The sequence below is a fragment of the Arthrobacter sp. Soil736 genome (genome assembly GCF_001428005.1).
In the GTDB taxonomy this organism is placed as follows: domain Bacteria; phylum Actinomycetota; class Actinomycetes; order Actinomycetales; family Micrococcaceae; genus Arthrobacter.
On sequence record NZ_LMSB01000056.1, the window covers coordinates 1 to 7,050 of the forward strand.

The 7,050-nt window shown below is 64.1% G+C and carries 9 protein-coding genes and 1 pseudogene; 5 read left to right on the forward strand and 5 right to left on the reverse strand.

The window, feature by feature from the left end; translation table 11 throughout:
* Positions 1-127 precede the first annotated feature (127 nt).
* The 4 genes from ASG92_RS23285 (at position 128) to ASG92_RS30115 (ending at position 1,874) form a co-directional block, all read left to right on the forward strand.
* Positions 128-733, forward strand: a complete 606-nt coding sequence (locus ASG92_RS23285; RefSeq protein ID WP_240987286.1) for a DUF1326 domain-containing protein — start codon at positions 128-130, stop codon at positions 731-733.
* A gap of 377 nt (positions 734-1,110) precedes the next feature.
* Positions 1,111-1,413, forward strand: a 303-nt coding sequence (locus ASG92_RS30105) for a DUF2182 domain-containing protein (RefSeq protein ID WP_277310627.1), incomplete at its 3' end; no start/stop codon positions are given.
* A gap of 4 nt (positions 1,414-1,417) precedes the next feature.
* The coding region (locus ASG92_RS30110) for a DUF2182 domain-containing protein (RefSeq protein ID WP_277310493.1) at positions 1,418-1,665 on the forward strand (248 nt) is incomplete at its 3' end.
* Positions 1,666-1,715: 50 nt separating this feature from the next.
* Positions 1,716-1,874 (forward strand): DUF2182 domain-containing protein, encoded by a 159-nt coding sequence (locus ASG92_RS30115; protein WP_277310629.1) that lies wholly within the window; start codon positions 1,716-1,718, stop codon positions 1,872-1,874.
* A gap of 80 nt (positions 1,875-1,954) precedes the next feature.
* Here the strand turns inward: ASG92_RS30115 and ASG92_RS23300 are convergent, their stop codons facing one another.
* Entirely contained in the window at positions 1,955-2,200 is a 246-nt protein-coding gene (locus ASG92_RS23300) for a hypothetical protein (RefSeq protein WP_157372446.1), read from the reverse strand.
* A gap of 337 nt (positions 2,201-2,537) precedes the next feature.
* Here ASG92_RS23300 and ASG92_RS23305 point away from each other — a divergent pair, with 337 nt between their 5' ends.
* On the forward strand, positions 2,538-2,873 hold the full coding sequence (locus ASG92_RS23305; protein ID WP_157372448.1) for a hypothetical protein: 336 nt from the start codon (positions 2,538-2,540) through the stop codon (positions 2,871-2,873).
* 117 nt (positions 2,874-2,990) lie between these two features.
* Here ASG92_RS23305 and ASG92_RS23310 read toward each other — a convergent pair.
* The 4 genes and pseudogenes from ASG92_RS23310 to ASG92_RS29055 form a co-directional block, all read right to left on the reverse strand.
* Positions 2,991-4,194 (reverse strand): annotated as a pseudogene (locus ASG92_RS23310) (IS110 family transposase).
* Positions 4,195-4,540: 346 nt separating this feature from the next.
* Complete coding sequence (locus ASG92_RS23315) at positions 4,541-4,885, reverse strand: hypothetical protein (RefSeq protein WP_056634152.1); 345 nt, start codon at positions 4,883-4,885, stop codon at positions 4,541-4,543.
* A 143-nt stretch (positions 4,886-5,028) separates the two neighbouring features.
* Positions 5,029-5,160: a hypothetical protein gene (locus ASG92_RS30355; protein ID WP_277310498.1), complete on the reverse strand. Its 132-nt coding sequence runs from the start codon at positions 5,158-5,160 to the stop codon at positions 5,029-5,031.
* 292 nt (positions 5,161-5,452) lie between these two features.
* A partial coding sequence (locus tag ASG92_RS29055; protein ID WP_056634153.1) for a PKD domain-containing protein occupies positions 5,453-7,050 on the reverse strand: 1,598 nt, incomplete at its 5' end.

A 7,050-nucleotide genomic window follows, 5' to 3' on the forward strand; every position in this document is an offset into this window, starting at 1 on the left:
GGCCGCAGCCGAGCTGAGCCCCATGGGAGGTTCCGGCCCCGTTCAAAAAGTGTGTCAGGCGCTGCGTCGCTGGGGGCGCTCCGCTAGGCAATGAAGCCAGCGAGGAGGGTCCTAAATGTCTTGGGAAATGTCCGGAAAATAYGTTGGAAGCTGCAATTGCTCCTTGGTCTGTCCGTGTCCGGTTGACGGTCCGCCTACCGGTCCGAACGGCGAATGCCGTGGCGTTGTCGTGTTCCATATTGCGGGCGGAAAGCTTGATGACACCGATCTTTCGGGAGTCGATTTCGCTTTCACCAACTGGTTCCCGACCAACCTGAGCGCGGGAGGCTGGAAGGTGGGGATCGTCGTCGATGAAGGGGCATCGGATGGACAGGCTGCCGCCCTCGAACGGATCCTGCACGGCGACGCAGGCGGCCCGTTCGCGGATTTCGCCGCGCTGTACGGGGAATGGCTGGGCGTCGAGCGTGCGAGCGTCACGTTCTCAGACRGCGACACCCCGTCCGCCTCTGTAGGGGAAAGCGTGAGTTTCAAGTTCCAGGCACTGCCCGGACCTGACGGCGGTGTCACTACCGTCAAGAACGCGATGTTTGGCTTCGCCCCTGAGTTCATGATCGGAAGGGCGCCGGGGCCTGGTKCTCTCTTCGGCCTCGACTACGAAGGTGTCTACGGCGAGACCGCTGAGTTCAGCTTTGCCAGCGAGATGGCCGGAGGCGCCCCCAAGGGCCGGGTATGATCGCGGGTTTCCCRTGCGCAGGAATCTGACACCGGGATCTGGGGCCCCGGGGTCTGGGGCGCGCGCTACGGCGCGCRCCTCAGTTTTCGGGGTCGATCTGCGCGCAGCGGGCCTGGTCGCGGTTCTGCTCGCCCTAGCCGCCGGCAGCTGGATCGTTTCCGCCGCGCAAATGTCCGGGATGGATATGGKGMGCTGGACGGATCCGGGACCGCTGGGGTTCTTCCTCACCACGTGGGTTGTGATGCTGGCGGCGATGATGTTTCCGTCGGTGGCGCCAATGGTCGTCGCTTACGCCCNCGGATCCGGGACCGCTGGGGTTCTTCCTCACCACGTGGGTTGTGATGCTGGCGGCGATGATGTTTCCGTCGGTGGCGCCAATGGTCGTCGCTTACGCCCGGATCAACTACCACCGCCGCGAGTCCGGACGCTATGCCCCGTCAGGCTCCACGGCCGTKTTCGTGGCCGGCTACTTGATCTCGTGGACGATCTTTGGCCTCGCRGCCTACGTGGTCTACGCAGTAGTCGCATCGCTCATTCCGGGCTTCTTTTCGTCGGAACCAGGCAGTCGCTACCTGGCGGCCGGAGTGATCTTTGCCGCGGCCATCTACCAGTTCACGCCGGCCAAGAACGTCGCCCTGATGAAATGCCGGACGCCGCTGGACTTCATCCTGCGCCGCATCNGGAGTGATCTTTGCCGCGGCCATCTACCAGTTCACGCCGGCCAAGAACGTCGCCCTGATGAAATGCCGGACGCCGCTGGACTTCATCCTGCGCCGCATCCGCTACGGGTACGTCGGTGCACTGCGCCTGGGAGTTGAGCACGGCACATGGTGCGTCTCCTGCTGCTGGGCGCTGATGGTGGCGCTGTTCGCGCTCGGCGCGATGAGCCTCGGCTGGATGGCATTGGTGGGGGCATTCATCGCCCTGGAGAANCGTCTCCTGCTGCTGGGCGCTGATGGTGGCGCTGTTCGCGCTCGGCGCGATGAGCCTCGGCTGGATGGCATTGGTGGGGGCATTCATCGCCCTGGAGAAAATGCTGCCTTGGAAGCGGCTCGCTAACCGCTCAGTCGCGATCGCGTTGGCCGTGATCGCTGTCGGTGTCGCCTTGGCGCCGGGGATGGCGTCGGGACCCGGAATGTAATGTCAGTCCGCGGCGGGGGCCAGGTAACCCAACGGTGTCTCCTTCGCGCGTTCCTTGCGGGGGCGCGGGAGCGTGCTGGGTTAGGCCTTCCGGAGGCCTGGGTGGGTCAGGACGGGGGCGTAACGGCTTGCCCCGGTGATGCTCGGGCCGAACATGTCGCACAGGCGCCTGATGTCGCCGCGGCTGGCGTGCAGTTCGTGAAGGATCCGGTCTTCGCGGGCTTCTTGCGGGGTCATGCCCATCGGTGTGGTGATCCATTGGACGCCGACCGGGGAGGTATCGAGCGCGGTGCGTCTGCTGACGAACACGTGGGGGTTTCTGGTCATGGGCCAGCGCTGTTCCCGGTAGGACAGCAATGCAGCCCCGACTTTAATGACGAAGAGCGTCGCCTCATCACTGAAATCCTCAACAAAGGCCGCGCGATCCTGGCGGCTCGTCTCTAGTTCGTCCCGCTAAACCGGTCAGGTCGTTGGTGGTGGAGCCACCGATCGTCCGTTGAAGGTTCCCCAAACGCCCGCCTCGAACTAAGACCAGGGATCAACACATCATCGCGCACGAACGGGGGAAGGGATGCTCTCTGGGCTGTTCTTGAAATAGTCCTGTGCTTCAGAGGGATGACCATGGGAGCATCTGGACAACCATAAGAGAACGAGGGGGAAACCGATGCCGTCGAAATCACCGATGCCTTTGCCCTTGAAGATGCTTGGCGTTTTACTCTTTGGTGCCATCGTAGCGACGATCGTGTTTGGGCAGTTGCGGGGACCATTGTTGGGGCCGGCAGCGATAACTGCAGTTGGGCTCGTAATCCTGCTGGGATTGTGTCTGGTTACAGACTTCCGTGGCTCAGCTGAGTGGCTTGGCCAGCATGCGAAGGACAATGCGTCGTTGTATTTCAACGCCGCCGCCCCCTGCAAGGGAACCTACCGCATCCTGGGCGTGGGTTTTGCGGTACTAGGACTCGCCATAGAAATCGTTCTTCTCACACATATGCCGATTTGAAGAACCTCGTTGATGTCCTGTCGGAGTCAGGGTTCCGCTTTAGGGAAACACAGTCACAGTGCAGACGACTTCTGACATTCAGTGCAGGCGACTTCTAGTACGAAAATAGACGCACGCTCATGCAGCCGCCGGTGTGAGGCTGACATCATAACCGAGGGTTTTGAGTTGCCGGATGGCCCTGGTTTTGGTCTGTTCAGGTTCCCTTTTCAGGTAGAAGTCCGCGCCGGGATCCGTGTAAACCTCACCGTTGGCGAGCATGTGCCAGGTCGCGGTCAGGATGACGTGTGCGATGGCGACGATGGCTTTGACCCGGCCGCGCCGGAGTGCGATCCGTTTGTATTTGACGCTGAGGTAAGTGTTTTTGCCGCGTGACGCGGACATCGCGGCGATGCCCAGCGCGCCCTTGAGATATTTGTTGCCGGGCATGATTCTTGTTGATTTGACCCGGCCGGCGGATTCGTTGGATCCCGGGCAGACACCGGTCCAGGATGCTAAGTGCGCGGCCGTGGGAAATACGCTCATGTCGCCACCTGTTTCGGCGATGATCACGTCAGCGACGAGCGTTGAGACGCCAGGAATCGTGCTCAGCGCTTCCCTTGCCGCACGAAAGGGCTCCATCACCGTGTCGATCTGCTCCGTCAGCACGGTGATGGTTCGGGCAAGCTGATCGATGCGGTCCAGATGCAATGCCGGTAAGCGCTTCGGTTAGTGCCGGGATCTTTGCCCTCATGCTGGCCCGGGCAAACTGCGCGAGTACCTGCGGATCCCGTTCCCCACGGATCAACGCCTCGAGCATCGCCCGGGACGATACCCCGGTGAGTTCACTGACCATGCCYGAAAGCTTGATTCCCGTGCTCTCGAGGAACTTCTCCAGGCGGTGGAGCTCCCGGGTCCTGTCTTGGACGGTGACGGCACGGGCACGCGTCAGATCCCGCAACTCGCGGACAGGGCCGGGCGGAACGAACGAGGCCCGCAACAGCCTGTGCGCGCCAAGCTGCGCCAGCCATGCCGCGTCGGAAACATCGGTCTTGCGCCCGGGCAGGTTCCTCGCATGTCTGGCGYTGACCAGCATGACCGGCAGGGACTCCTCGAGCAGATAGTAGAACGGCTTCCAGTAATCGCTGGTCGCCTCCGTCACCACGACAGTGACGTTCTGTTCTTCCAGAAATTTCCGTAACTGCAGGATCTGGTTTGTCGTGGATCCCCAGGTGGTGACTGTCGAGGTGAACTGGCCCCGGCGCTTGCCCGGGACTCTGATACAGACTTTTGCGTCTCGTTTGGATATAYCCATCCCGACGGRMCGCTCATGGACGATGTCCATTGCCGTGGCACTTTCTGCAATTGAAGGGACATGGGCGTGTGACTGCCGCGGAGAGGGCAGGGAGTAAATCAGGAATCTAGCACTCGTGCTCGAAGCAACAATCCACGGTTCCCGTGGAAGCCCTCCACACCACGCTGAAAAACGGGCTCAACTACGGCACCAAGAAGTCACGGCGTTCACCGCAGCAGACGTTAACATCTTGCAGCCGTCCCCGCCGTCAAGCTACAGCCGGTAAGCCAGCCGCCCCCTATTTTCGACCCCCACGGCGCGGTAACGCCCCTGGACCGCTGAAAATGACACGCAGCCGTCCCCGCCGTCAAGCTACAGCCGGTAAGCCAGCCGCCCCCTATTTTCGACCCCCACGGCGCGGTAACGCCCCTGGACCGCTGAAAATGACAACCAGCTTGCGTGCGACCGTGCTGCCGGCCTCCTTGGAGTTGAGGTCCAGGCCGTCGCTGCTGCTGGAGGCTATACCAAATGAGAGGTGTTGGCCGAGCTCACCGGTCAGGCCGCTGACCGTCAGCGGAACGCTGTAGCTGGTGTTGGTCGTTGTCGGCCCGAGCGTGCCGATGCTGGTGCCGAGCGCCGGACGGTTGCTGTACGAGATCCCACCCTCGGTCCAGCTGTCACTAGCGACCAGCTTGACGTTCTGCGTACCCGCCGATCCATTCCCGGCGCTACGCAGCTGCAACGTCGCACTCGCCGGCGCCGTTATGGCCGAACGGTCTGCGTCCCCTGGGACAAGGCGTTGGCTGCGAACACGTAGACAAGAGTCGACCGGGCCGAACAGCACGACGACGATGGGCCGAGCAGCCGGCACGCTATCGGAACCTGCTATTTGGGAGCCGGGGTGGCGTACAGGGTCAGTTGTGCGGCGAGGGCCGATCCTGTGATCTTCGCGTAGGCCGCTGCGGTCCCGCCGACCGCCTCGGTGTGCTCGATCAGTGGACGGATCGGGGCGGCCATCGCGGGGGTTCGAGCTCCTACCCGGTGCTCGAGTCCCTCTCGCGTTGGCCGTGGTCGAGAGGAACACCGCATCATCGGCGTCATCACCGTCGATGACGCCCTCGAAGCCGCCGTCCCCGAGGATCGGGCCCGCCGCGAGACAAGCCACCGAGACACCGGCTTAGAGTCCTGAACCTCAGGCCAGTGCACTCAGGCGGCCGTCGCAAACGGTCCTCGAAACGCGGCTCATTCGCTGGACGGCCAGGTCGTCGCGTCGCACGTCGCCTATTTGCTCTCGGCGCCCGGGTCTGGATCAGAGGCCCGAGGCCGTGCCGGAGCCGGAGGGTTTGGTTCCGAGCGGGACTCCGTTCGTGTCGGTTGCGATGCCGGGTTGGCCGTTCGCGGTCCCCTGGTAGGTGGGGGTGCCGGCGGGGACGCCGGTGGCGCGGGTGCCGCTCTTGAGGGCTCCGAGGGTGATCGTGAGGGTCTTGCCGTCCGCGCTGAGCGAGACGGAGGACGGTGGGCTGGTGCCGGCGCCCTTGAAGGTGAGGTTTCCGCCGGTGCTGGTGGTGTAGTGGGCGCCGAGGTTGACGGTGCCGAAGTTGTTGGTCGTGCAACCCGTCGAGAGGGTCAGGGTGTCGTTGGGGGCGGAGGTGTTGCGGCTGATGAGTACGCTGACGCTGTTGTTCTTCTGGGTCCACGGCCCTGTGGGGCTGGTCCAGGTGTTGCAGAACGAGCTAGGGCTCATGGGCTCGTTGAACACGACCACGACTTTGTCGTTGGTGTCGGCTTTGCCGGCGGTTCCGCCGTTCTGGAGCATGACGGAGACGACTCTCGGGCCGATGCGGCTGGTCGTCGTCGTCACTGTGCTGATGTTGCCGTAGACGTCGGTGGCCTGGGCCGAGAACGTGACCGGTCCCGAGTTGAGGGTGCTCAGGTTCATCGTCGCGGACCAGTTACCGGAGCCGTTCGCGGTTGCCGTGGCCGATACGCTGTGGTTGGCGGAATCGGTGGCCGTGAGGGCCACGGTTGCCCCTGGATCAGAGGTCCCGGTGAGTGGGACGGCGCTGATGGTGTCACCGGTGATCTGGGACGGCACGCTCGTGAACTGCGGTGCTGTTGCGGTTGTCTTCTTCGTTCCGCTCTGCGTTGCGGAGGCGCCGGTGTTGCCGGCGGTGTCCGTCGCGGTGGCCGTGTATGTGAGCTGGCCGTCGCTCAGGCTCGTCAGGTTCGCCGTCGTGGACCAGTTCCCGCTGCCGTCTGCGGTCGCGGTGACGGTGTGCACGGCTCCGGCGTCCGTGACCTTGAGCGATACGGTCCCGCCGGCCTCGGCGGTGCCGCTGACCGCGACGGAGGTCACGGTCGCGGCGGTGACCGTGGCCGGGACCATCAATGTCGGTGCGGTCGGCGGCACGGTGTCCTTGGGCACCGTTGCCGTCGTCGCCGGGCTGACGCCGCCCGCCGTATCGGTGGCGGTTGCGGTCAAGGTCACGGTGCCGTCGTTCAGGCTCGACAGGTCGAGCGTCGGAAGGGACCAGGCGCCCGTCGAGGTCGCCGTGGCCGTTCCGCTCACGGCATGGCCCGCACCGTCGGACGCTGTGACGTTCACGGTGCTCGCGGCCTGAGCGGTGCCGGAGATGGGCACGGCCGTGACGTTCGCAAGGTTGACCACGGATGGTACGTTCAGCGTGGGCGCAGCTGGGGGCGGTGCCGGGTTGACGGTGATGGTCGAGCTGGTCGAACTCGAGCCGGTGCCRTTGSTGGCGGTCAGGGTCGCGGTGTAGGTTCCGGCGGCGGCGTAGGTGTKGGCCGGGTTCTGCTCGGTGGACGTGCCGCCGTCGCCGAAGGCCCAGGACCACGACGTCGGCGAGCCCGTGGAGGTATCGGTGAAGGCCACGTCCAGCGGCGCGG

Bases quoted from the DNA above. Each gene is read 5' to 3' on its own strand.
- ASG92_RS30355 (WP_277310498.1), bottom strand. From the start codon at position 5,160: ATGGCCGCCCCGATCCGTCCACTGATCGAGCACACCGAGGCGGTCGGC.
- ASG92_RS23305 (WP_157372448.1), top strand. From the start codon at position 2,538: ATGCCGTCGAAATCACCGATGCCTTTGCCCTTGAAGATGCTTGGCGTT.
- ASG92_RS30115 (WP_277310629.1), top strand. From the start codon at position 1,716: ATGAGCCTCGGCTGGATGGCATTGGTGGGGGCATTCATCGCCCTGGAG.
- ASG92_RS23300 (WP_157372446.1), bottom strand. From the start codon at position 2,200: ATGACCAGAAACCCCCACGTGTTCGTCAGCAGACGCACCGCGCTCGAT.